Genomic DNA, 22,902 nt, shown 5'->3' with positions numbered 1-22,902 from the left:
GACCGGCAGTGAAGGCAGGTCCGGGTGCGCTGCAGTGGGGGCTGCTCCGCGCCCTGCTATGCCTTGCACTGGGTGTTGCCGCACTACCGATGGCCGATGCCGGCGAGCCCGCCGGCACGCTGGAGATCGACGTGGGCGCCGGCCCACTGGTGCCGGCACTGCAGCAATGGGCCCGGCAGAGTGGCACCGCCCTGCTGTTCGACGCACGTGAACTGGATGATCTGCGCACCGGCGGCAGCCGTGACCAACGCGATACCGGGGCCTCCCTGAAGCAGCTGGTCGCCGGCCTGCCGGTCAACATCCTGCGCACTTCATCCGGTGCCTTTGTCGTGCGGCGCGTCCATCCCGAGCCCCCTGCCACGCCGCCGAAAGCGGTCGCAGCCCCGCGCCTGCCGCGCCCGGCTCCCAAGTCCGCCGACACGCCACACCAGGTGGAACTGGCGCCCATCCATGTCACCGGCAGCCGGCTGCCGCGCTCTTCGGTGCAGACCACACTGCCGGTCACCACCATCGATCGCGACGATATCCTGCGCAGCGGCTACGGCAATCTGTTCGACCTGCTGCGGCACCTGCCCGGCATGAACGGCCATCCGGCCATGAGCACCTCGCGCGGCGGCGATTCGCAGTACCTGCCGGTGGGCGCAGCGGCCACCACCAGTCTCGACGGCATGGGCCCGCGGGCGACGCTGTTCCTGGTCAACGGCCGGCGCCTGCCGCGCTATCCGATGGTGTCGCTGGAACAGGGTGGGCTCACCGACCTCGGCGGCATTCCGCTGAGCTTCGTCGACCGCATCGAACTGGTACGCGGTGGTGCCTCGGCCATCTATGGGGCCGACGCCATGTCCGGCGTGGTCAACATCATCCTGCGCGACCAGGCCGATGGGCCCGAAGCCATGCTGCAGACCGGGCTCAGCAGCCGCGGCGATGCGGGCCAGTACCGCCTGCAGGCCGCCACGGGCGGCGCGCGTGGCAACGGGGACCGCTGGTTTGCCGGACTCGATCTGCACCGTGTCGAACATGTCGCCGGTGACCAGCGTGACTGGCACGCGGAAACCTCGCTGTATCCGATCGGCGCGATCTTCGGCAACTGGTACGTGCCCGCCCGGCGCTGCGAGCCGCCCCTGAAGCGGCGCGAGGATGGCTGCTGGTTTGACAGCGCGCGGCCGCGGTCGCTGCAGCCCGCCTCGGATACCGCGTCGGCCTTCCTGCACTACCGGCATGAACGTGGTGAGGGACGCTATGCCTATGTCGAGGCGCGGGCCAGTCACAACCGCCAGCGCTTCGATCTGGGCCCGACCGCCGTTGCGGTGGTCTCGCGCGGAATCACCTTCAACAGTGTGCTGCGTGAGGCCGGCAACGTGCGCCCCAGCGTCCGCGCCACCGATGCCGACCTTACCTTCGGCATCGGCCGCGACCAGGGCCGGCGCAGCTGGGAGGCGGGCATCAGCGCGCAGCGCAGCGACGTGACCTTGTCCACTGCAGGCACCGTGCGCACGACACGCCTGCTTGAAGCAACGCAGGCGCGCAGGTTCACTCCCGGTTTCGACGCGCCGCCGGCGGCCGAGGCGGACACGCTGTTTCCGTCCATCCGCAACCGCGGCAGCACCGCACAATGGCAGGGCTGGTGGGGCGTGCAGCGTGAGCTGATGGCAATGCCCGGCGGCAATGCGCAGCTGGCCACCGGCATCGACCTGCGCCATGAACGCTGGACCTCGCGCCCGGACGCACTGCTGAGTCAGGGCGACCTTGCGCTGGGCCTGCCACAGCAGCGACGCCGCCTGTCGCGACAAAGCAGTGGCGTCTACGCCGAGCTGGGCCTGCCGCTGGCCCCCACGTTGCGCGCGGACCTGGCTGCACGCTGGGACCGCGACGGCGGCTTCATGGCGTTCTCGCCTCGTGCCGGGCTGCGCTGGAGCCCGACGCCGCACTGGTCGTTCCTGCTGGCCAGCGGGCGCGGCTATCGTGCACCGAGCCTGTTCGAGCAACGGCGGCCTCCCGGCTACTTCGGCTCGATCACGCTTCCGGTGTCCAGTGCCCTTCCGGAATGTGCGATCGCCACGCGTGGTGGCGGCTGCAGCGTCACGGCCAACGTGGTTGAGAACGATGCACTGAAGGCCGAGCGATCACGCAGCCATTCGCTGGCTGCCACGTGGACGCCCAACGACACATTCTCGCTGTCGCTGACCCACAACATCGTGGAACTGCGCAACGAGATCCTCGCCCTGCAGCCGAGCGATGCGGTGTGGAACCGCAGCACGTGGGAACTGGATGAAGACGGCCACCTGGGCAGCCTGCGCCTGTCGTTCGACAACATCGGCCGCACCACCTCCCGCAACTGGGTGCTGCGTGGCGAGTACCGCATCGACAGCGGCAGCAACGGCCAATGGTTGTTTTCGCTCGATGCGCTGAAGCAGCAGGAACTGCTTCGCCGCCGTGACCATGAGGCCGCCGTGGACCTGCGTGGTCATGTGACACCCGAGCTGGCTGCGGTGTTGAACGTGCAATGGCAGAACAGCAACTGGGACATCGCGCTGCGCGGCAACCAGATCGGGCGCACGCGTGCCTGGCTGCCGGGGGCGGAGTGCCCGCAGAAGCAGGTCGACCGGAACCACTGCATGAACCCACGGCAGCTGCGCTGGAACCTGCACCTCGCACGCCGGCTGGGGCCGCGCATCGTTGCAGCGCTGGACGTGCACAACGTGCTGGACACGCAACCGGTGAACTATCTGGTCGGCAACGGCGGGCAGATGCCCGGGCTGGACGATCCGCTCGGCCGCTACTACCTGCTTACCCTGCAGTTCCGCTGAAGCGTAGTAATCTACGCGCCCTGTTCCACCGCGGTCCCCTTCCCCCATGAAAGCCTATCTCTGGTTCTGGGGCGCGTTCCTGCTGTTCTTCGCGTTGCCTTTTCCCTGCATTCTCTATTTCGGCACTTCGTGGCCGGTGGCGCTGGTCGACCGCAGCGCACCGTGGCTGGCACTGTTGCTGCTCGCACTGTCGATGGTCCTGTGGCTGACGCTGCTGTTCGCCTTCCTGCACTACCTGTTGCTGGGGCCGCCACGAGCACTGCACCGGGTGCAGTCGATCCTGGCCGACGGTGAACCGCGCAGTGCGCTGATCGAACAGGCCGAACAGACCGGCGTGCAGGTGCGTGGGTTCGCGCAATGGAAACTGCAGTTGTCCTTCAAGAACCTGTCCGGTACGCCGGTCCGCGAACAGATGCTGGTGGTCGACAGCAAACCCCAGCTGCATCGCTTCGAGGTGGGCAGGCACATCGATGCGCGCCTGGGCCGGACACCCGGAGCATTCCCCAACATCGTGCTGGACGGTGCCCAGCCCGAACTGAATGTCGCCAGCCTGTGGCGGCGCGGCATCGGTGCAGCACTCGGCATCGCCATCGTTGCCGCTGCCTATGTGTGGGCCTACCAGCTGCAGAGCGAGGGGCTGGGCTGGACCTTCCTGTCGTTCGGTCACCCGCTGCTGGTGTGCCCGCTGGTGCTGTGTGGCTATGCGCTGGGCCTGCGCCTGCTCGGCCGCCTGCTGCACGCCGATGCCCGCGGCGATGCGCTGAAGTATCGCGGCATCGGCGTGGAGGCCAGGGTGTTGAAGGTGCGTCAGACCGGCACCTACCTCAACGAACAGCCGCAGGTGGAGTTCCAGCTGGAATACATCGACCGCGAAGGCAACGTGCAGCAGGCTCGCGTGCGCCGCTTCATCCCGCTGATTGAACTGGCCAACATCCCGCGCGAGCATGTGACGCTGCTGTACGACCCGGATGACCGCAGCAACGTGCGCCTGGAGGGAGTATGAAACAGCCGCCCTCAACCCGCACCGTGTTCCTGGTACTGCTGCTGGTTCTGGCGGGCGTGGCCGTTGCCGGCGGCGCCCTGCAGACCATCAGCGAAACGCTGGGGCATTCGGTACAGCCGGACCGGTTGCCCGCGTCCGTCTCGTCCCAGTCGCCGCGCGAACAATCCGCATCGCTTGTGCCGTCCCCGGCGCCCTTCCCCGCCGCGAGCACCGCTGGAGCGCCCGAGCGCAACAACCGCCTGTTCGATGCGGACTACCTGCTGGCTGCCCGTCAGGCACTGGAGCAGATGCCAGCGCTGGCCGGCCAGCGGCTGACGGTCTTCCACAGCATCCACTTCTACGACGATGGCCGCATCAACCTCGATCTGGTCGATCCGCAACAGCCGGGCCACGTCGACAGCTATCACTTTGAACGTGGCCAATGGCGCAAGGGCAATCCGGTGAACCCGCAGCAGTTTGCTCCGACCATCAGCCTGCAGCGCAGCAGCACATCCCTGGCCAGCATCGATTTCGAGGCTGTTCCGCGCGTGGCGCAGGCGCTGCAGGAACAGCGCAATGCACTGCAGAACCCCGCATCTGAAGTCGGCCACGTCTACGTGATCGTGCGCAAAGCCGGCAAGCTGGTATGGCTGCCGGACGAAGTCGCCGGTGACCGCGAATCCGTGCGCCTGCAGTTCGATGCGCAGGGCGCCCTGCGCGGCGTGAGCCGCCGGTAGGCCACACAAAAAAGGGACGGAGGGGATTAAGTCGTATGTGCCTTGGTGCGGTTTGCGACTTAATCCCCTCCGTCCCCTTTTTCTATTTCACCGAGCGCGCGATGGCGTACTGCGCGGCGTAGTACGTGGACAGCACCAGCAGGCTGGCCAGCGGCAGGCCGCCGGCGAAGCGGTCCCAGGCCAACAGGGAATCGCTGGCCACGAACAGCAATGCACCTGCCGCAGCCCAGCGGGCGCTTCGGGCTTCCACGGCAGCGGGCTGTGGCCGGCGCCACTGGCGTGCCAGGGCCAGCACCGCCATCGATGCCAGCACCACCACGTACGCCAGCACCGGAATACGCATCGGTGCGGGCAGGTGTGGCCACAGGCCCAGCACGTTGAGCACGGCAAACGCACCGAGCAGGACGCTGGCGCCGACCAGCCCACGCCCGGCACGCAGGCCTCCGCGGAAGGCGATGATGTAGCAGACATGCGCCAGCAGGAATGCGACCAGCCCTGGTACGAACGCATCCATCGGCAGCATCAATGCGATATCGCCCACGCACGAGAGCAGCATGCCGGCCAGCACCGCACGCCGATAGAACGGCTGCACCGGATCATGCACGCCCCAGACGATGGCAGCGATCAGCAGCGTGGTGGCCGGCTTGGCCAGCCAATGCAGCCAGCGCCCATCGCCATGCAGGAACGCGCCGATGATGGCGAAGACCGCCATCAGCAGGATCACGCCATCGCGGGCACGCGGTTTCATCGCGCCTTCCACAGGTCCGCCAGGCGGTCAGGCTTGCCGGCGATGCGCTCCAGCACCGGGTACTGCAGGCCACCGTGGTAGGCGATGCTCATCGTTTCGATGCGATCGAACTGCTTCACCAGCAACACGATCGGCGCCTTGTCCTTTGCTGCGGCGGCGACTGCATCCTTCAAGCGCTGGCTGCTGTATTCACGGCCGCCAACCGCGATCACCTTCATGCCCGGTGCAAGACCGGCGTTGAACGCCGGACTGTCCCAGATCACGTCACCGACCGTGCCGTTGTCGAGCACGGTCGCACCCAGTGAGTACGCCAGCAACGCGGCCTTGGCGCGCTTTTCCTGCGCCTTGTAGGCGTCGTTCGGGGTATCGCGGTAAACCAGCTTCCAACCTGCCAGCTCCAGGCCGCCGGTCAACGAACCGTGGCCATCCAGGCGGCCGCGCAGGAAGCTCGACCAGTCGTACGGCGCGATGCCGTTCAAGGTCGCGACCACATCGTCGAAGGTGTACGGATTGACGTCCCAATTGCCATTGCCGACGCCGAAGAACGCACGCGCGAAGTCGTCCAGGCTGCGACGGTTGCCACTCAGCTCGCGCAGCTTGCCTTCCACCTCCAGCCACAGCATCTGGCCGCCGGAGTAGTAGTCCTCGCTCATCTGGTAGTTGCGGTACGGCAGGGTGCGGCGCTGGGCGATGGTCGGGTCGTTGGTGGTGTCCTGCAGTGGGCGCCAGGCCAGCCCCGGGCGGCCACGGTCATAGGTCGCGGCCACGTTGGCCAGCATGTCGCGCGCCTGCGCCGTCGACCACAGGCCTGAGCGCGCGGCCAGCACCTGGCCCCAGAACTGGGTCTGGCCCTCGTACACCCACAGCAGGCTGTCGCCCATCGGCACGTTGAAATTGGCGGTGGCCAGATCGGCGCCGCGACGGTACTTCCCGTTCCACGAATGGGTGTACTCATGCGGCAGCAGGTCGCGCATCCACGCGTTGCTGTCCCACTCTGTGAAGTAGCCTGGATCGGCACTGTTCTCGCTGGAACGGTGGTGTTCCAGACCAATGCCACCGAGGCGGTCGGTCAACGCCAGCAGGAACTCATAGTGGTTGTAATGGCGCGCCCCATAGAGCTTCTCGGCCTGCTGCACCAGCGCGCGGTGCAGCTTGATCTGTTCGTCGGTCGGCTTCAGCGACTTGGCGTCGTCGGCGAACACATTGAGGTGCACCGGCACCTTCGCACCCGGGTCGAGATCGATGCGCTGGTAGTGCTCGCCGGCGAACAACGGCGAATCGACCAGATGGTCATACGAGATCGGCTTGAACACCACGGTGTCACCGTCGCGTCGCGCGGTTTCCAGCGCAGTGGCGAACGACCAGCCCTTGGGCAGGGTCACGCTGGCCTGCGCCTGCAGGTTGCGCGCATCGACGCCGGCCGGATACAGCGAATTGGCGTTCCACTGCAGGTTGAGCATTTCCGGGGTCATCACCACCCGGCCCTGGCTGCCGCCCTGCGAGGACAGGAAATCGAAGTGGGCGACGATCTCGCTCACGCCCTCGGGCACGTTCACCTTGAACGCATAGACGTTGAACTGGTCGCGCTGCCAGGCCAGCGGCTTGCCGTTGGCCGTTACGCGCAGTCCGGCCAGCTTGTCGATCGGACCGGTGGGCGAATGGTTGCCGGGAATCCACTGCGGGTACAGCAGGGTCATCGGGCCGGGCTTGGCCGGCACCGTGGCGGTCACCTTGAAGATGCGGCGCGCGAGGTCGCGTGCATCCACGTCGATGCGCAGCAGGCCAGGGGCCGCGGCATCGCCCGACGGCGAGGTCTGCGCCAGCGCGGGCGTGGCCGCGAGCGCGAACAGCAATGACATGGCCAGGGCTCGGGTCTTCATCGGGCAGGTTCCAACAACGGAGAATCTTCCGATGCTAGGCCTGTGCAGTGCCCGGCCCCATGGCCGAAGGTCATGGTCGGTGGCGCTCCGGCCTGATGTGGCAAAACGCCATCCGACAGTGCGAACCAAGGTTCGCACCCACCAGAGTCAGGCCCGGTCAGTCGACCAGGCGCAGGCGCAGTTCCTTTGGCAGCGCGAACACCATCGATTCCGGTTCGCCGTCCAGCTCGCCCACGCCGCTGGCGCCCAGCTCGGCCAGACGCGCCAGCACGCCATCAACCAGCACCTGCGGCGCCGAGGCACCTGCGGTCACACCGATGTGCTGCTTGCCAACCACCCACTGCGGGTCGATCTCGTGCGCGCCGTCGATCAGGTACGACTCCACGCCCTCACGACGGGCCAGCTCGCTCAAGCGGTTGGAGTTGGAACTGTTCGGCGAGCCGACCACCAGCACCAGGTCGCAGCGCTTGGCCAGATCGCGCACGGCGTCCTGGCGGTTCTGCGTGGCGTAGCAGATGTCGTCGTTCTTCGGGCCCTGCATTGCCGGGAAACGCTCGCGCAATGCATCGATGATGCCGCGCGTATCATCCACCGACAGCGTGGTCTGGGTGGTATAGGCGAAGTTTTCCGGCTGGTTGATGTGCAGCGTGGCAACCTGCTCGACATCCTCGACCAGATAGATCTGGCCGGTGCCGGCTTCGCGGTTCCACTGGCCCATGGTGCCCTCCACTTCCGGGTGACCGGCGTGGCCGATCAGCACCACGTCACGGCCGGCACGGCAGTGGCGGGCGACTTCGAAGTGGACCTTGGTCACCAGCGGGCAGGTGGCGTCGAACACCTTCAGGCCACGACGCTCGGCCTCCTGGCGCACGGCCTGGGACACGCCATGCGCGCTGAAAATGACCGTGTTGTTGTCCGGCACTTCATCGAGTTCCTCGACGAAGATCGCACCGCGCTGCTTCAGGTCGTCGACCACGAAGCGGTTGTGCACCACTTCATGGCGGACGTAGATGGGCGCGCCCAGCGTTTCGATCGCGCGCTTGACGATCTCGATCGCACGATCGACGCCGGCACAGAATCCACGCGGGTTGGCGAGCAGCACATCCATCAGTTCAGTCTCCCGGCAGCGGCCGGCTTACGGTTTCGGATTGGCATTATCCGCCTTTTTGGCGGACTTGCCGTCGAACAGGCCAAACAGGGCGATGCCGATGGCACCCACCACGATGGCCGAATCGGCGATGTTGAACGAGGGCCAGGTGTAGCTGCCCACGTACCACTGGATGAAGTCGACCACGTGGCCGTGCACCTGGCGGTCGATCACGTTGCCGATGGCGCCACCGATGATCAGCGCGTACGGCACCGCGGCCTTCCAGTTGCCGCGGGCAGTGCTACGCAGCCACCAGGCCATCAGGCCGCTGATGACGATCGCCAACACGGTGAAGAAGTGTTTCTGCCAGCCACCGGCGTCGCTCAGGAAACTGAACGCGGCACCGGTGTTGTAGGTGCGGTACCAGTTCCAGAAGCCGTCGATGACCACCACTGGCTGGAACTCCGGCAGGCTCGACAACACCCAGGCCTTGGACCACTGGTCCAGGCCGATGATGGCGGCCGACAGCAGCAGCCAGACCAGGGCGTTCGGATGCGGACGGGGCGCGGCCATCAGAACCAGCTCCGCACTTCACCGGCGCCGGTGATGTTGCTCACGCAGCGGCCGCACAGTTCCGGGTGGTCGGCGTTGCTGCCGACGTCGGCGCGGTGGTGCCAGCAGCGCACGCACTTGGCCTTGGTGGTCGGCTGGGCGCTGACGAACACCTCGTCGGTGGTCGCCGGGCGCACCTGCACGTCGCCACTGATGAACAGGAAACGCAGTTCATCGGCCAGCGGCTGCCACTTCGCGGCCTGCTCTTCGCTGGCGGCGATGGTGATTTCCGCTTCCAGCGCGGCACCGATCGCGCCGTTGGCACGCATCGGCTCGAGCACCTTGGCCACCTGCTCGCGCACGGCCAGCAGCTGGTCGAAGTCGGCGGCGTTGAGCTGGGCATCGGCCGGCAGCGGCGCCAGGCCGTCGTACCAGGTGGTGAACAGCACATGGCCGGCATGCTCGCCCGGCAGATAGCCCCACAGCTCGTCGGCGGTGAAGGTCAGGATCGGCGCCACCCAGCGGGTGAACGCTTCGGCGATGTGGTACATCGCGCTCTGTGCCGAACGGCGACCGTGCGAATCGGTCGGCATCGTGTACAGGCGGTCCTTGGTCACGTCCAGGTACAGCGAGCCCAGGTCCACGCTGCAGAAGTTCAGCAGCAGCTGCACGATCTCGGCCATGTTGTAGCCGTCGTAGGCCGCCTTGATCTTCTCCTGCAGCTCCCACGCGCGATGCACGATCCAGCGGTCCAGCGCGACCATCTGGTCGAGCGGCTGCAGGTGCTGGGCCGGATCGAAACCGTCCAGGTTGCCGAGCAGGAAGCGTGCGGTGTTGCGCAGGCGACGGTAGGCGTCGGCGTTGCGCTTGAGGATCTCCTGCGACAGCGACATCTCGTTGCTGTAGTCGGCCGAGGCGATCCACAGGCGCAGGATGTCCGCGCCCAGCTTGTTCATGATGTCCTGCGGCTCGATGCCGTTGCCCAGCGACTTGGACATCTTGCGGCCGTGCTCGTCCACGGTGAAGCCGTGGGTCAGGCACTGCTTGTACGGCGCGCTTGTCGATCGCCACGCCGGTCAGCAGCGAGGACTGGAACCAGCCGCGGTGCTGGTCGGAACCTTCCAGGTACAGGTCGGCCGGCTTGCCGAAGCCACGCGCCGCAAGCACGCCTTCATGGGTCACGCCCGAGTCGAACCAGACGTCGAGGATGTCGGTGACCTTCTCGTAGTCGGCCGCTTCGGCGCCCAGCAGTTCAGCAGCATCCAGCGAATACCACACGTCGATGCCCTCAGCCTCGACGCGGTCGGCGACCTGCTGCATCAGCTCCACCGAACGCGGGTGGATCTCGCCGGTCTGGCGATGGGTGAACAGTGCGATCGGCACGCCCCAGGTGCGCTGGCGCGAGATGGTCCAGTCCGGACGACCGTCGACCATGCTCTGGATGCGCGCCTTGCCCCAGGTCGGGAACCAGCCGACGGTATCGATGGCGGCCAGCGCATCGTTGCGCAGGTTGGCCTTGTCCATCGAGATGAACCACTGCGGGGTGGCGCGGAACACCACCGGCGTCTTGTGGCGCCAGCAGTGCGGGTAGCTGTGGCGGATCGGGTGGAAGGCCAGCAGCGAACCGTTGTCGCGCAGCACGCTGACGATGGCCTCCTGCGCCTTCCACAGGTGCTGGCCGGCCAGCACCACGTCACCGGCCGGCGGGGTCGATTCCAGGTACACGCCACGGCCGTCGATCGGGGTCACCTGGCCGGCGTTGTACTTGTCCAGCAGGCCGTACTTCTGGCTGACCACGAAGTCTTCCTGGCCGTGGCCGGGGGCGGTGTGCACCGCACCGGTACCGTCCTCGTCGGAGACGTGCTCGCCGTTGAGCACCAGGATCTCGCGCTCCGGGTAGAACGGGTGCGCCAGCAGCTGGTTCTCCAGCGCGGCACCGGTGGTTTCACCGTGCAGCACCACGTTTTCGACGCCATAGCGCTGCAGCGCGCTCGGCCAGGGCCGCGGCCAGCACCAGCCAACGGCGCTTGCCGTTGTGCGCCGGGCCTTCGGCCAGCACGTAGTTGATCTCCGCGCCCAGCGACACCGCCAGCGAAGCCGGCAGCGTCCACGGGGTGGTGGTCCAGATCGGCACGGCCACTTCCACGTCAGCCGGCACGCTCACGCCGAACGCCTGGCCGATGGCCTGCGCATCGCGCGCGGCGTAGGCCACGTCGATCGCCGGCGATTCCTTTTCCTGGTACTCGATCTCGGCCTCGGCCAGCGCCGAGCCACAGTCGAAGCACCAGTACACCGGCTTGGCGCCACGCACCAGGTGGCCATTGGCCACGACCTTGGCCAGCGCACGGATCTCGTTGGCTTCGAAGTCGAAGCTCAAGGTCTTGTACGGGTTGTCCCAGTCGCCGGTCACGCCCAGGCGCTTGAAGTCCACGCGCTGGATGTTGATCTGCTCTTCGGCGAACTCGCGGCACTTCTGGCGGAATTCGACGGCGTCGAGCTTGGTGCCGACCTTGCCCCACTTCTTCTCGACGGCGATTTCGATCGGCAGGCCATGGCAGTCCCAGCCCGGCACGTAGGGCGCGTCGAAGCCGGCCAGGTAGCGCGACTTGACGATGATGTCCTTCAGGATCTTGTTGACCGCGTGGCCGAGATGGATGCGGCCGTTGGCGTACGGCGGGCCGTCGTGCAGCACGAACAGCGGGCGGCCGGCGGCGTTTTCGCGCAGCTGCTGGTAGAGCCCCTGCTCTTCCCACCGCGCCAGAATGCCCGGCTCGCGCTTGGGCAGGTCGCCGCGCATCGGGAATTCGGTGGCTGGCAGGTTCAGGGTGGTCTTGTAGTCCTGGCTCACGCAGTGGCTCGCAATCTATGTTCGGAAAGGATGGCGCGCCTGTTCGGCATCGCGGTGCATCTGGTCGGTCAGCGCCGCCAGATCATTGAATTTCTCTTCGTCGCGCAGCTTGGCGACGAACTCCACGTCGATGTGGCGCCCGTACAGGTCGCCCTGGAAATCAAACAGGTGCGCTTCCAGCAGCGGCTCCACGCCGTCCACCGTCGGCCGCGTGCCGAAGCTGGACACCGACGGCCACGGCTGGTCGAACACGCCGTGCACCCAGGTCGCGTAGATGCCCGACAGCGCCGGGGTCTTCGGGAACCGCAGGTTGGCGGTGGGGAAGCCCAGCGTGCGGCCGAGCTGGCGCCCACGCACCACCCGCCCGCTGATCGCGTAGGGACGGCCGAGCAGATCGCCGGCACGGGCGAAATCGCCGTCCTGCAGCAGCTGGCGGATGCGGGTGCTGGAGATGCGCTCGCCGTGCAGATCGACCGCTTCGATCTCGCCGGCGCTGAAGCCGAGCTCGGCGCCGAGCTGCTGCAGCAGGGCCAGGTCGCCGCGGCGGCGGTTGCCGAAGCAGAACTCCGGGCCGATCCAGACCTCACGCGCACTCAGGCGATTGACCAGCAACTGGCGCACGAAGGTCTCGGCCGGCATCGCCGCCATCGCCGCGTCGAAACGCAACAGGCCGATCGCATCGACGCCGAGCTCGCGCAGGATCTCGACCTTGCTGCGCGCCAGGGTCAGCCGCGGCGGCGGCGTGCCCTGGGCGAAGAATTCACGCGGCAGCGGCTCGAACGCCACGGCCACCGCGGCCACGCCCAAGGCGCGCGCGGGCAACCGCGTGGCGGACCAGCGCACGATGGCCCAGGTGGAGGCCGTCGAATGCACCGATACAGACCACGCTTCCGTTGGGGAACAGCTCCCCGCCCTCGACGCTTCTGAACAGCCTGCTCATCAACTCTCGTTCCGGCCCGACCGGGGCCGCTGCTTCAATGGTGTAACCCTGAAGTATAGCCGCCACGGGCCGCGATCAATGCCCACGCAGGTCGCGCGGGCGGAAGCCCATCGCCAGCATGGCCACCGCATAGGTCGCGCCACCGCCGCCGACCAGCAGCATCAGGCCACCGATACGGTGCCATTTGTCCATGACGGTGAAGTCGGGAACCCAGTGCAGCAGGGCCAACAGCACGCCGACCATGGCCGCACAGGCCAGCAGCAGCCGCACCAGGTAGCCGCCCCAGCCCGGCCGGCGCTGGTAGACATCGGTCTTGCCCAGCCAGTACCAGAGCAGGCCCAGGTTCAGGTAACTGGACAGTGCGCTGGCGATGCCCAGCGCCAGGTGCAGGCCCGGCTGCTTGCCGATGGCCGCCATCACGCCCTGCGCCTTCAGCTCGTCCGGCACCATGACCTGGTAGAGCACGGCCAGCAGGGCGAAGTTGAACACCATGTTGGCCACCAGCGCGGCCACACCGGCACGGACCGGGGTCTTGGTGTCCTGGCGGGCATAGAACGCCGGCAGCACCACCTTCAGCAGGGCGAACGCCGGCAGGCCGAAACTCAGGCCGTACACCGACAGCGCGGTCATGCGGGTATCGAAGGCGGTGAACTGGCGGTACTGGAACAGAGTGGCGATCAGCGGCTCGGCCAGCAGCAGCAGGCCCAGCATGGCCGGCACCGAGATCAGCAGGGTCATCCGCAGGCCCCAGTCCAGCGAGCGCGAGAAACCCTCGCGGTCGGTGCTGACGTGATGGCGGGCCAGCGCCGGCAGGATCACCGTGCCCAGCGCCACGCCGAACACACCCAGCGGCAGCTCCAGGAAGCGATCGGCCAGCGACAGCCACGACTGCGAGCCGTCGGTCAGCTTGGCCGCGATGAGGGTATCCAGCAACAGGTTGATCTGCGCCACCGACGAACCGAACAGGGTCGGCACCATCAGCGTCAGCACCTTGCGCACGCCCGGATGGCGCCAGCCCCAGCGCGGCAGGGTCAGCAGGTTGATGCCCTTCAGCGAGGGCAGCTGGAACAGCAGCTGCAGGATGCCGGCGGCGAGTACCGCCCAGCCCAGCGCCAGGATCTGTTTTTCCGGGGTGCCGCCCAGCCGCGGCGCCAGCCATAGCGCACCGGCGATCATGCACAGGTTGAGGATGACCGGGGTCAGCGCCGGCATCGCGAAACGCTGGAAGCTGTTCAGCGCGCCACCGGCCAGCGCGGTCAACGAGACGAACAACAGGAACGGGAAGGTCAGGCGGAACAGGTCGACCAGCAGGGTCTGCTTGACCGGGTCGGTATCAGCACCACTCGCGAATGCGACCGCCAGCTGCGGCGCGAAGATCAGCGCCAGCGCGGTGACCAGCATCAGCACGCCGCCCAGGGTGCCGGCGGTGCGGGCCATCAGTTCACGCAGCTCGGCATGGCTGCGGGTTTCCTTCACTTCCGTGAACACCGGCACGAAAGCGGTGGCGAAAGAGCCTTCGGCGAACAACCGGCGCAGGAAATTGGGTACCCTGAAGGCAACCCAGAACGCATCGGTAACCGCATTGGTGCCGAACGTGGTGGTGATCACCTGGTCACGGACAAGTCCGAGTACCCGCGAGACCATGGTCATGCTGCTGAACGACAGCAGGCCTCGCAACATCTTCGGTGAACTCACTCAGCGTCCCTCTTGACAATCGACTTGACGTGCATTTCTCGGGCCATCATACTAGCTAGCTTGCTGTTCCCATAACACCGATTTTTTCAGGAAACCACCACCGTGGCCAATATCAAGTCCGCCAAGAAGCGCGCCAAGCAGACCGTCGTGCGCAACGCGCGCAACGTGGCTCAGCGCTCGATGCTGCGCACCGCTGTCAAGAAAGTGATCAAGGCGCTGGACGCCAACGATGCCGCCGGCGCCGAAGCCGCCTTCGCCGTTGCCCAGCCGATCCTGGATCGCTTCAGCGCGCGTGGCCTGATCCACAAGAACAAGGCTGCTCGCCACAAGAGCCGCCTGAACGACCGCATCAAGGCCCTCAAGGCCGCCTGATCCGGCGTTGCCGCCCTGCCCCTTCGGGGGTCGGGCAGCAGACAAGAACCCGGCCCCGGCCGGGTTTTTTGTTGCCTGCGATCCACGCGATCCGGTAGTGCCGGCCGCTGGCCGGCAACCCCGAGGAATGCCGGCCAGCGGCCGGCACTAATGGAAAATGAAAAACCCGGCCGAAGCCGGGTTTTTCGCATGGAACCACAACAGCATTACTGCGCGTTGCGGGCTTCCAGCTCGTCTTCCTTCTGGCGATCGAAGAAGGCCATGATCCGGCTCATGATCGGGAAGGTACCTTCGCGGCCCAGCGCGGAAACCAGGAACCACGGCTCCTTCCAGCCCAGCTCGGCGACGATCTGTTCGGCCGCAGCCTTCGCTTCGTCTTCGAACATCAGGTCGGCCTTGTTCAGCACCAGCCAGCGCGGCTTCTGCAGCAGCTCCGGATCATGCTTTTCCAGTTCGCGCTCGATCGCGCGCACCTGCTCGACCGGGGAAATGCCTTCCACACCGCCTTCCATCGGCGAGATGTCCACCAGGTGCAGCAGCAGGCGGGTGCGCTGCAGGTGGCGCAGGAACTGCGCACCCAGGCCGGCACCGTCGGCAGCGCCTTCGATCAGGCCGGGAATGTCGGCAATCACGAAGCTGCGGTAGTTCTCCACCTTCACCACACCCAGGTTCGGGTACAGCGTGGTGAACGGGTAATCGGCCACCTTCGGCGTCGCCGCCGAAACGGCACGGATCAGGGTGCTCTTGCCAGCGTTGGGGAAGCCCAGCAGGCCGACGTCGGCCAGCAGCTTCAGCTCCAGCTTCAGCGTGCGCTCTTCGCCCGGCTCGCCCGGCAGCGCCTGGCGCGGCGAGCGGTTGGTCGAGCTCTTGAAGTGCATGTTGCCCAGGCCACCACGACCGCCCTGCGCCACCAGCAGGCGATCACCATGCCGGGTCAGGTCGCCGATGATTTCATCGGTGGCGACGTTGATCACCACGGTGCCGACCGGCACGGTGATGGTCAGGTCTTCGCCGCCCTTGCCATAGGCCTGGCGGCCCATGCCGTTCTCGCCACGCTGCGCCTTGAAGATGCGGTCATGGCGGAAGTCGACCAGGGTGTTCAGGTTTTCGTCGGCGCGGATGTACACGCTGCCGCCCGCACCGCCGTCGCCGCCGTCCGGGCCGCCGAGCGGAATGAACTTCTCGCGACGGAAGCCAATGCAGCCGTTGCCGCCGTTGCCGGCGAACACTTCGATTTCTGCTTCGTCTACCAGTTTCATTGTTTCGATGCCTGCGATGGGCGCGGCCTGCCTGCCGTCGCCTTGAATGTTATGCCAGCCACTGGCCGGCACCCCGGCCTGGCCGGTCTTGCTTTCACTCTAACGAAAAGCCCCGCCGAAGCGGGGCTCTTCATGCAGCACCCCCATGCCGAGGCACGGGTGCGGGCGATGCCTGGATCAGGCGTCGGCCGAGACGATGCTGACGGTGCGGCGCTTCTTGGCGCCCTTGACCGAGAACTCCACCTTGCCGTCCACGAGGGCGAACAGGGTGTGGTCACGGCCCAGGCCAACGCCCGAACCCGGGTGGAACTGGGTGCCGCGCTGACGCACGATGATGTTGCCGGCTTCGATGGCCTGGCCGCCGAAGATCTTGACGCCCAGGTACTTCGGGTTGGAGTCGCGACCGTTGCGCGAGGAGCCTACGCCCTTTTTATGTGCCATGACTGCTTCTCCTGATGCTTAGCCGGCGATGCCGGTGATCTCGATTTCGGTGTAGTACTGACGGTGACCCTGACGCTTCATGTGGTGCTTGCGGCGACGGAACTTGATGATCCGGACCTTGTCAGCACGACCCTGGGACAGGACCTTGGCGGTGACGGCAGCGCCCTTCAGCGCATCGCCCAGCTTCACGCCGTCGCTGTCACCCAGCATCAGGATGTTGTCAAACTTGATCTCGCTGCCGACTTCGACTTCGAGCTTTTCAATGCGGAGCTTTTCGCCCTGCGCCACGCGGTATTGCTTACCGCCGGTGACCAGTACTGCGTACATGACCAGGCCTTCCTCTGTAGTTATTGTGGTCTGAGCTGCCGCCATCGAGGGCGGACAGGAGCGGAATTGTACGCAGATCAGCGGGCGCGGGTCAAGTCAACCCCTGAACGGCCTGGAGACCGGGCCCTGTAGAGCCGGGCCATGCTCGGCTGAACGGTTCGGGGTCCCGGCAGCCGAGCATGGCTCGGCTCTGCACAAAGCTGTCGGCCGGTCTCATCAGGTGAGACATCGGGCTGGCATTGTCGCCCATTGCCCCCATCTGGTCACCTCGGTAGGCTGACCGATTGCCGTTCCCTGCTGGCCCGGCACCCAGCCAACGCCCCCACAACCGGATCCCCCATGGCGATGGATTTCATCCGCATCCGCGGCGCGCGGACGCACAATCTGAAGAACCTCGACCTCGACCTGCCCCGCGACAAGCTGATCGTGATCACCGGCCTGTCCGGTTCGGGCAAGTCCTCGCTGGCGTTCGACACCATCTATGCAGAAGGCCAGCGCCGCTACGTCGAGTCGCTGTCGGCCTATGCGCGCCAGTTCCTGAGCGTGATGGAAAAGCCGGACCTGGACCACATCGAAGGCCTGTCCCCGGCCATCTCGATCGAGCAGAAGTCGACCTCGCACAACCCGCGTTCGACCGTCGGCACCATCACCGAGATCTACGACTACCTGCGCCTGCTGTACGCCCGCGTCGGCACTCCGCGCTGCCCGGACCACGGCTACCCGCTGGAAGCGCAGACGGTCAGCCAGATGGTCGACCAGGTGCTGACGCTGGACCCGGAACAGCGCTACATGCTGCTGGCGCCGGTCATCCGCGACCGCAAGGGCGAACACGCACAGGTGTTCGACCAGCTGCGTGCGCAGGGCTTCGTGCGTGTGCGCGTGGACGGCGAGCTGTATGAAATCGATGCGGTGCCGCCGCTGGCGCTGCGCCAGAAGCACACCATCGAGGCGGTGATCGACCGCTTCCGCCCGCGCGAGGACATCAAGCAACGCCTGGCCGAGAGCTTCGAGACCGCACTGAAGCTGGGCGATGGCATGGCCTCGGTGCAGAGCCTGGACACCGCCGACGCCACGCCGGCACTGTTCTCCTCCAAGTACTCCTGCCCGGTGTGCGACTACTCGCTGCCGGAGCTGGAACCGCGCCTGTTCTCGTTCAACGCACCGATGGGCGCCTGCCCCGGCTGCGATGGCCTGGGCATCGCCGAGTTCTTCGACCCCTCGCGCGTGGTGGTGCATCCGGAGCTGTCGCTGGCCGCCGGTGCGGTGCGCGGCTGGGACCGCCGCAACGCCTACTATTTCCAGCTGATCGCTTCGCTGGCCAAGCACTACAAGTTCGACGTGGATGCCGCGTGGAATTCGCTGTCGGCCAAGGTGCAGCAGGCCGTGCTGTACGGCAGCGGCGACGAAACGATCACCTTCACCTACTTCACCGAAGCCGGCGGCCGCACCCAGCGCAAGCACCGCTTCGAGGGCATCATTCCCAACCTCGAACGCCGCTACAAGGAAACCGAGTCGCCGGCGGTGCGCGAGGAGCTGTCCAAGTACATCAGCGAACAGCCGTGCCCGGAATGCAATGGCGCGCCTGAACAAGGCAGCACGCAACGTGTTCGTGGCCGATCGCCCGCTGCCGGAGCTGGTGGTGCTGCCGATCGACGAGGCACTGAAGTTCTTCAGTGAACTGAGCCTGCCGGGCTGGCGTGGCGAGATCGCCGCGAAGATCGTCAAGGAGATCGGCGAACGCCTCGGCTTCCTGGTCGATGTCGGCCTGGATTACCTGACCCTGGAGCGCAAGGCCGACACCCTGTCTGGTGGCGAGGCACAGCGCATCCGCCTGGCCAGCCAGATCGGCGCCGGCCTGGTCGGTGTGATGTACGTGCTCGACGAGCCGTCGATCGGCCTGCACCAGCGCGACAACGAACGCCTGCTCGGCACCCTCACCCGCCTGCGTGACCTGGGCAATACGGTGATCGTGGTCGAACATGACGAGGATGCGATCCGGCTGGCCGACTACGTGCTGGACATCGGCCCGGGCGCGGGCGTGCACGGCGGCGAGATCGTCGGCCAGGGCACCCTGCAGGACATCCTGGAGGCACCGCGTTCGCTGACCGGCCAGTACCTGTCGGGCAAGGCGCGATCGAGATTCCGGCGCGCCGGCACACGCCGAACCCGAAGATGACCCTGCACCTGCGCGGGGCGACCGGCAACAACCTGAAGGGCGTGGACCTGGCGATTCCGTCGGGCCTGCTGACCTGCGTGACCGGCGTATCCGGCTCGGGCAAGTCGACCCTGATCAACGACACCCTGTTCTCGCTGGCCGCCAACGAGATCAACGGCGCCTCGCACCCGATCGCTCCGTACAAGGAGATCGATGGCCTGGACCTGTTCGACAAGGTGGTGGACATCGACCAGTCGCCGATCGGCCGCACCCCGCGCTCGAACCCGGCCACCTACACCGGCCTGTTCACACCGCTGCGCGAACTGTTCGCACAGGTGCCCGAAGCGCGTGCGCGCGGCTATTCGCCGGGCCGTTTCAGCTTCAACGTGCGCGGCGGCCGCTGCGAAGCCTGCCAGGGTGACGGCCTGATCAAGGTCGAGATGCACTTCCTGCCGGACGTGTACGTGCCCTGCGACGTCTGCCATGGCAAGCGCTACAACCGCGAAACGCTGGAGATCCTGTACAAGGGCTTCAACATCAACGACGTGCTGGAAATGACCGTCGAGGATGCACTGAAGCTGTTCGAGCCGGTGCCGTCGATTGCGCGCAAGCTGGAAACACTGGTCGACGTCGGCCTGAGCTACATCAAGCTGGGCCAGAGCGCGACCACGCTGTCCGGTGGTGAAGCGCAGCGCGTGAAGCTGTCCAAGGAACTGTCGCGCCGCGATACCGGCCGCACCCTGTACATCCTCGACGAGCCGACCACCGGCCTGCACTTCCACGACATCGAAGCGCTGCTGGGCGTGCTGCACAAGCTGCGCGACGAAGGCAATACGGTGGTGGTGATCGAGCACAACCTGGACGTGATCAAGACCGCCGACTGGATCGTCGATCTGGGTCCGGAAGGCGGCCATCGCGGTGGCACCATCCTGGTCACCGGCACGCCGGAAGACGTGGCTGCCTGCCCGCAGTCGTATACCGGCCAGTTCCTGGCGCGCATGCTGCCGTCCACCAGCGCGCCCCGAGCAGCCGGCTGCCGTGGCCAACAAGCCAGACGCCCGCCCGCCGCGCAAGGTGAAGCCTGAAAAGCCGGCCAAGGTCGCCAAGAAGGCGGTAGCCGCCAAGAGCACCGGCAAGACCAGCAAGAGCACGACGAAGAAGAAGGACGCCTGATGAGCAGCGAACACAAGATCCTGGCCCGCATCCCGATCAGCGTGCGCTGGCGTGACATGGACAGCATGGGCCATGTGAACAACGCCAAGTACATCTCCTACCTGGAAGAAGCGCGCGTGCGCTGGATGCTGGGCGTGGACGGTGTGTCGATGACCGACCGCATCGCACCGGTGGTGGCCGCGACCAACGTCAACTACCGGCTGCCGATCGTGTGGCCCAACGACATCCTGGTCGAGCTGTTCGTCGAGCGCCTGGGCAACAGCAGCGTGACCATCGGCCACCGCATCGTCGACCAGCAGGACGAATCGAAGCTCTATTCGGACGGCAACGTGGTGGTGGTCTGGATGGACACCCAGACCGGCAAGAGCGCACCGCTGCCTGAGGCGATCCGCAACGCGTCGACCTGACGCGCCTGTGGTAGTGCCGGCCGCTGGCCGGCAACCTCCAGATGTATCGCGGATGCCGGCCAGCGGCCGGCACTACCGATCCAATTCAAAGGACTGACATGATCCACCAGACTGAACTGCGCGACCTGCTGCCCGGCATGGTCCCCTTCCCCACCGACGTCTTTCCCGCCGACCAGGCCTGGCTCGGCCAGCACCTGCTGCCGCTGCTGAAGATCGACCTGGGCGTGCTGCGCCCGGAACTGGCCGGCCAGGTGGCAACGATGCTGTGCCCGATCGAGCCGTATGACGGCTGCATCGGCGAGACCACAGAAGAACACCACAACGATTTCACCGGCACCAACTGGATCGCCTTCGAACTGACCGCCGGCAACGAGATGCGTTTCCTCGGCAACGCGGGCTATTTCATCGGTGATGCGGTGCAGGACAAGGATGCGCAGGAACACATCGCGCAGATGCGCGAGAGCTACGCCAAGGCCCGCGATTACCATGCCACGCATGGCCGTCTCGCCTGCTACTCGCGCTACGGCAAGGGTGAAGCCAGCGAGCGCGATTACCTGGATACGCTGGGCGGACAGATTTCCTGCGGCAACTGGATCGAGACGGCTGACATCCCGAACGCCTTCACCCTGGAATTCACCGACGCCGCCAACGACCGGCATGCACCGGACGATGCGGAACTGGCAATCATCCGCCGCGATGGCAACGCGTTCTTCGCGGTGGCCGACGTGGCCGGCTACAACTGGTGCGCCACCGGTGCCGATGCGATCGTGATGCTGTACGAGCCGGAAAGCCGCACGGTGCTGTTCTCGTACGACTGGTCGTAAGCCCCCTGGTAGTGCCGGCCGCTGGCCGGCTTTCACCACGCTGCCGGCCAGCGGCCGGCACTACCGGATATTCCGTTCGCGCCGAGCGTCCTCGACGCTACGACAGCCATCCCAATCGTCGCTTCATCCGTAGAGTCGAGCTTGCTCGACTGCCGCTGGCCGGCTTTCACCACGCTGCCGGCCAGCGGCCGGCACTACCGGATATTGCGGTCGCGCCGAGCGTCCTCGACGCTACGGCAGCCATCCCAATCGTCGCTTCATCCGTAGAGTCGAGCTTGCTCGACTGCTGCTGGCCGGAGCCGTCGAGCAAGCTCGACGCTACGACGGCCATCCCAACCCCTTGCGTCAGCAGCAGCGTGCCGTTTCCCCGCGCGCTTACGGCGCGGCCTTGCGCACCACCAACGTCGCGCTCGCTTCGCCACCGCCTTCCAGCTGCAGCCGCAACGGCAGCGCCTGCCCTTCCTTCAACGCGCCTTTGCCCTGCATCAGCATCAGATGCAGGCCACCGGGCTTGAGCTCGGCGCGTGCGCCCGGTGCCAGCGGCAGACGCTCGATCGCGCGCATCCGGCTGACCCCATCGACGATCGTGGTTTCGTGCAGCGACACATCGCCGAAGCCACTGCTGATTGCGCCAGTGATCGCCACCGCCTTGCTGCAGCCGTTGTGGATCACGCCGTAGCCGGCGGTCATCGGCATCGCCGGGTTCGGCGGCAGCCGCGCCCAGCCCTGCTCCACCGTGACGCAGTCCGGTTCCGCCGCCGAGACCGATGCTGCGGCCGCACACAGAACCAACAGTACGCCAACGAATGGTTTGGTTATCATCGCCCAGGTTCCTTCTTCGCAACGAGACCGCAGCATGACGACGCTCATCGAGGTGATCAACCATGGCCCCATCCGCGAACTGCGCCTGGCGCGGCCGCCGGTCAACGCACTGGACACCGAACTGTGCCGGCAGTTGATCCATGCCATCGAGCTGGCCATGGCCGAAGACGCGCACGGCATCGTGCTGTCAGGCAGCGAGCGCATCTTCACCGGCGGTATGGACGTGCCGCACCTGCTCTCGCATGGTGATGACAAGCACAAGTTGTTGGACACCTGGAACGCCTTCTTTGGCGCCGTGCGCACGCTGGCCGAGAGCCGCATCCCGGTGGTCGCGGCGATCACCGGCCACGCACCGGCGGGCGGCTGCGTGCTGGCCCTGTGCTGCGACTACCGGGTGATGGCGCGCAGCGCCGATCCGTCGCGGCCGTATGCCATCGGCCTGAACGAAGTGCAGGTGGGCCTGATCGCGCCGGAGGGCATCCAGCGCCTGCTGCGCCGTGCAGTGGGCGTGCACCGCGCGGGCGTCCTGCTGACCACCGGTTCGCTGGTACCGGCCGAACAGGCGCTGCAGATCGGCCTGGTGGATGAGCTGGCCGATGGCGATCTGGTGGTGGCGCGTGCCGTGGCCTGGCTGCAGAACCTGCTCAGGCAGCCACGCCAGCCGATGCTGCTGACCCGCGCCATTGCCCGTGCGGACCTGCACGAAGCCCTGCACCCGGACCTGATCCAGCTCGACCGCTTCGTCGAGGCCTGGTTCGCCCCGGATGCGCAGAATGCCCTGCAGGCGCTGGTCGCCCGGCTGGGCAAGTAACCGGTAGTGCCGGCCGCTGGCCGGCAACCGCAGGT

16 protein-coding genes and 3 pseudogenes are annotated in these 22,902 nt (G+C 66.5%); 8 read left to right on the top strand and 11 right to left on the bottom strand.

Annotated elements, in window-relative coordinates:
• Nucleotides 1-8: 8 nt before the first annotated feature.
• Genes ACZK2V_RS06265 through ACZK2V_RS06255 form a run of 3 tightly spaced genes read left to right on the top strand, consistent with a single transcriptional unit; the run spans nucleotide 9 to nucleotide 4,526 of the window.
• Nucleotides 9-2,807, top strand: a complete 2,799-nt coding sequence (locus ACZK2V_RS06265) for a TonB-dependent receptor plug domain-containing protein (RefSeq protein WP_071227738.1) — start codon at nucleotides 9-11, stop codon at nucleotides 2,805-2,807.
• A gap of 46 nt (nucleotides 2,808-2,853) precedes the next feature.
• A complete protein-coding gene (locus tag ACZK2V_RS06260; RefSeq protein WP_049398927.1) occupies nucleotides 2,854-3,810 on the top strand; it encodes a hypothetical protein in 957 nt (318 codons plus the stop codon).
• Nucleotides 3,807-4,526 carry a hypothetical protein gene (locus ACZK2V_RS06255; RefSeq protein WP_032127576.1) on the top strand — a complete coding sequence of 240 codons (720 nt, stop codon included), beginning with the start codon at nucleotides 3,807-3,809 and terminating at the stop codon, nucleotides 4,524-4,526. Before ACZK2V_RS06260 ends, ACZK2V_RS06255 begins: the two co-directional genes overlap by 4 nt.
• An 82-nt stretch (nucleotides 4,527-4,608) precedes the next feature.
• Here the strand turns inward: ACZK2V_RS06255 and ACZK2V_RS06250 are convergent, their stop codons facing one another.
• The 7 genes and pseudogenes from ACZK2V_RS06250 to murJ all read right to left on the bottom strand — a co-directional run bounded on the left by ACZK2V_RS06250 (nucleotide 4,609) and on the right by murJ (nucleotide 14,261).
• Nucleotides 4,609-5,274 (bottom strand): lysoplasmalogenase, encoded by a 666-nt coding sequence (locus tag ACZK2V_RS06250; protein WP_486323012.1) that lies wholly within the window; start codon nucleotides 5,272-5,274, stop codon nucleotides 4,609-4,611.
• Nucleotides 5,271-7,154: a M61 family metallopeptidase gene (locus ACZK2V_RS06245; RefSeq protein WP_486323011.1), complete on the bottom strand. Its 1,884-nt coding sequence runs from the start codon at nucleotides 7,152-7,154 to the stop codon at nucleotides 5,271-5,273. The genes ACZK2V_RS06250 and ACZK2V_RS06245 overlap by 4 nt, the downstream gene beginning before the upstream one ends.
• 157 nt (nucleotides 7,155-7,311) lie before the next feature.
• Complete coding sequence (gene ispH, locus ACZK2V_RS06240; RefSeq protein WP_049424359.1) at nucleotides 7,312-8,262, bottom strand: 4-hydroxy-3-methylbut-2-enyl diphosphate reductase; 951 nt, start codon at nucleotides 8,260-8,262, stop codon at nucleotides 7,312-7,314.
• A 27-nt stretch (nucleotides 8,263-8,289) separates the two neighbouring features.
• Nucleotides 8,290-8,814 carry a signal peptidase II gene (gene lspA, locus ACZK2V_RS06235; RefSeq protein WP_049424357.1) on the bottom strand — a complete coding sequence of 175 codons (525 nt, stop codon included), beginning with the start codon at nucleotides 8,812-8,814 and terminating at the stop codon, nucleotides 8,290-8,292.
• Nucleotides 8,814-11,641 (bottom strand): annotated as a pseudogene (gene ileS / locus ACZK2V_RS06230) (isoleucine--tRNA ligase). Before ileS ends, lspA begins: the two are co-directional and overlap by 1 nt.
• Nucleotides 11,638-12,581 (bottom strand): annotated as a pseudogene (locus tag ACZK2V_RS06225) (bifunctional riboflavin kinase/FAD synthetase). The pseudogenes ileS and ACZK2V_RS06225 overlap by 4 nt, the downstream one beginning before the upstream one ends.
• A 75-nt stretch (nucleotides 12,582-12,656) precedes the next feature.
• Nucleotides 12,657-14,261 carry a murein biosynthesis integral membrane protein MurJ gene (gene murJ, locus ACZK2V_RS06220; RefSeq protein ID WP_486323308.1) on the bottom strand — a complete coding sequence of 535 codons (1,605 nt, stop codon included), beginning with the start codon at nucleotides 14,259-14,261 and terminating at the stop codon, nucleotides 12,657-12,659.
• Between the two features lie 117 nt (nucleotides 14,262-14,378).
• Here murJ and rpsT point away from each other — a divergent pair, with 117 nt between their 5' ends.
• Nucleotides 14,379-14,648: a 30S ribosomal protein S20 gene (rpsT, locus tag ACZK2V_RS06215; protein WP_005408560.1), complete on the top strand. Its 270-nt coding sequence runs from the start codon at nucleotides 14,379-14,381 to the stop codon at nucleotides 14,646-14,648.
• 206 nt (nucleotides 14,649-14,854) lie between these two features.
• On the opposite strand, the gene cgtA is transcribed toward rpsT, so the two are convergent.
• The 3 genes from cgtA to rplU form a co-directional block, all read right to left on the bottom strand.
• The gene (gene cgtA / locus ACZK2V_RS06210; RefSeq protein ID WP_049398916.1) at nucleotides 14,855-15,907 is read right to left on the bottom strand and encodes an Obg family GTPase CgtA; all 1,053 of its coding nucleotides are present in this window, start codon (nucleotides 15,905-15,907) and stop codon (nucleotides 14,855-14,857) included.
• A 177-nt stretch (nucleotides 15,908-16,084) separates the two neighbouring features.
• Nucleotides 16,085-16,348, bottom strand: a complete 264-nt coding sequence (rpmA, locus tag ACZK2V_RS06205; protein ID WP_005415704.1) for a 50S ribosomal protein L27 — start codon at nucleotides 16,346-16,348, stop codon at nucleotides 16,085-16,087.
• 18 nt (nucleotides 16,349-16,366) lie between these two features.
• Nucleotides 16,367-16,675, bottom strand: a complete 309-nt coding sequence (gene rplU, locus ACZK2V_RS06200) for a 50S ribosomal protein L21 (RefSeq protein WP_005408557.1) — start codon at nucleotides 16,673-16,675, stop codon at nucleotides 16,367-16,369.
• 339 nt (nucleotides 16,676-17,014) lie between these two features.
• Between rplU and uvrA the strand changes: the two are divergent.
• From uvrA to ACZK2V_RS06185, 3 genes and pseudogenes are all read left to right on the top strand, one after another.
• Nucleotides 17,015-20,003, top strand: a pseudogene (gene uvrA / locus ACZK2V_RS06195) (excinuclease ABC subunit UvrA).
• Nucleotides 20,003-20,410 (top strand): acyl-CoA thioesterase, encoded by a 408-nt coding sequence (locus ACZK2V_RS06190; protein WP_053449117.1) that lies wholly within the window; start codon nucleotides 20,003-20,005, stop codon nucleotides 20,408-20,410. The pseudogene uvrA and the gene ACZK2V_RS06190 overlap by 1 nt, the downstream one beginning before the upstream one ends.
• Before the next feature lie 98 nt (nucleotides 20,411-20,508).
• Nucleotides 20,509-21,234 (top strand): enolase, encoded by a 726-nt coding sequence (locus ACZK2V_RS06185; RefSeq protein WP_486323010.1) that lies wholly within the window; start codon nucleotides 20,509-20,511, stop codon nucleotides 21,232-21,234.
• Nucleotides 21,235-21,609: 375 nt separating this feature from the next.
• Here ACZK2V_RS06185 and ACZK2V_RS06180 read toward each other — a convergent pair whose 3' ends face one another.
• On the bottom strand, nucleotides 21,610-22,056 hold the full coding sequence (locus tag ACZK2V_RS06180) for a copper chaperone PCu(A)C (protein WP_458075189.1): 447 nt from the start codon (nucleotides 22,054-22,056) through the stop codon (nucleotides 21,610-21,612).
• A 34-nt stretch (nucleotides 22,057-22,090) separates the two neighbouring features.
• On the opposite strand from ACZK2V_RS06180, the gene ACZK2V_RS06175 reads away from it, so the two are divergent.
• Nucleotides 22,091-22,867: an enoyl-CoA hydratase/isomerase family protein gene (locus ACZK2V_RS06175; protein ID WP_049424345.1), complete on the top strand. Its 777-nt coding sequence runs from the start codon at nucleotides 22,091-22,093 to the stop codon at nucleotides 22,865-22,867.
• The last annotated feature ends 35 nt before the right edge of the window (nucleotides 22,868-22,902 follow it).

The organism is Stenotrophomonas sp. 93052_Sma (genome assembly GCF_056481145.1).
Note: the sequence above shows the minus strand (reverse complement) of the source record. Positions and strands in the feature narration are given on the sequence as shown.